Origin of the sequence: Mesorhizobium sp. M7A.F.Ca.US.002.01.1.1 (assembly GCF_004022955.1) — a bacterium.
Taxonomy (GTDB): Bacteria; Pseudomonadota; Alphaproteobacteria; order Rhizobiales; family Rhizobiaceae; genus Mesorhizobium; species Mesorhizobium ciceri.
In genome coordinates, this window is the sequence record NZ_RZQE01000909.1 from 1 (window position 1) to 1,127 (window position 1,127).

Below are 1,127 nucleotides of genomic sequence, written 5' to 3' on the forward strand. Positions count from 1 at the left end.
GCCGAGGACCTTGCCGACCGGCTGGGCGCCGTCGAGCGCCGGTTCGGCAAGGCGGCCGTGCTGTTTTGCCAGACGCCGGCGGCGGCCGAAACGCTCGCTGAAAGCGGCAAGGTCGCCGACATTGTCCGCGTCGAGACGGATACGGCTTTCCTGAGCGGTGGCGATGCCGGCCTGATCGCACCGCTCGAAACCGTGCCGTTCGAGCCGGAAAGCCTCGATCTGGCGGTGTCGCTCTTGTCGCTGCAGGCCATGAACGACATCCCAGGCATGCTGATCCAGATCCGCCGCGCGCTGCGGCCGGATGGGCTTTTCCTCGGCGCCTTTGCCGGCGCCGGCACGCTTTTCGAATTGCGCGAAAGCCTGCTTGCGGCCGAGACCGAGCTTTACGGCGGCGCCAGCCCGCGTGTCGCCCCGTTCACCGACGTGCGCGATGCCGGTGCGCTGCTGCAGCGCGCCGGTCTCGCTCTGCCGGTCGCCGACGTCGAGACGGTGACGGTGCGCTATGCCAGCCTGTTCAACCTGATGGCGGATTTGCGGGCCATGGGCGAAACCAATGCGCTCACCGATCGCAGCCGGCGGCCGGGCTCGCGCAAGCTGTTTGCCCGCGCGGCGGAAATCTACGCCGAGCGGTTTTCCGACCCCGACGGCCGCGTCAGGGCAAGTTTCTCGATTGTCTGGATGTCCGGCTGGGCGCCCGACGCTTCGCAGCAAAAACCGCTGAAGCCAGGGTCGGCCAAGGTCTCGCTGAAAACAATCCTGGAGGCGCCCGACGGGCAATGATCCTGCCCCAGGGTGCGGAAAAGCCGGATCAGGGAGTGGGTGCGAAAGCGTTCGCAAGCTTGCTGTTGTTGTCGCTGAACAGCCAGATGATCCCGTCGCGGACCTCACCGATGCCGCCGACGATGGCAAGCGACAGCACGGCGATGATCACGCCATATTCGACGGCCGTGGCGCCGGTCTCGTCGTTCAGAAAACCCAGCAGCACTGCTTTCATGGCCTCAACCCCTCTGTCCGGGACCTTACAGCCGACCTGTTAAGAAAGGTTAACGGCAAAGGCTTAACAGGCGGTGAAACCGCCGCCTTTGCGAAATTTCTTAACCATGTCAGCAGTCGCCGCTGCTCCGGCC

At 65.3% G+C, this 1,127-nt stretch carries 2 protein-coding genes; one reads left to right on the forward strand and one right to left on the reverse strand.

Annotation, left to right across the window (positions count from 1 at the left end; translation table 11 throughout):
* The coding region (locus EN932_RS36655) for a methyltransferase domain-containing protein (protein ID WP_128369550.1) at positions 1-780 on the forward strand (780 nt) is incomplete at its 5' end.
* A 28-nt stretch (positions 781-808) separates the two neighbouring features.
* Here EN932_RS36655 and EN932_RS36660 read toward each other — a convergent pair.
* Positions 809-994, reverse strand: coding sequence for a Flp family type IVb pilin (locus tag EN932_RS36660; RefSeq protein WP_013529446.1), 186 nt, complete (start codon positions 992-994; stop codon positions 809-811).
* Positions 995-1,127: the final 133 nt, after the last annotated feature.

Bases quoted from the DNA above. Each gene is read 5' to 3' on its own strand.
- EN932_RS36660 (WP_013529446.1), bottom strand. From the start codon at position 994: ATGAAAGCAGTGCTGCTGGGTTTTCTGAACGACGAGACCGGCGCCACG.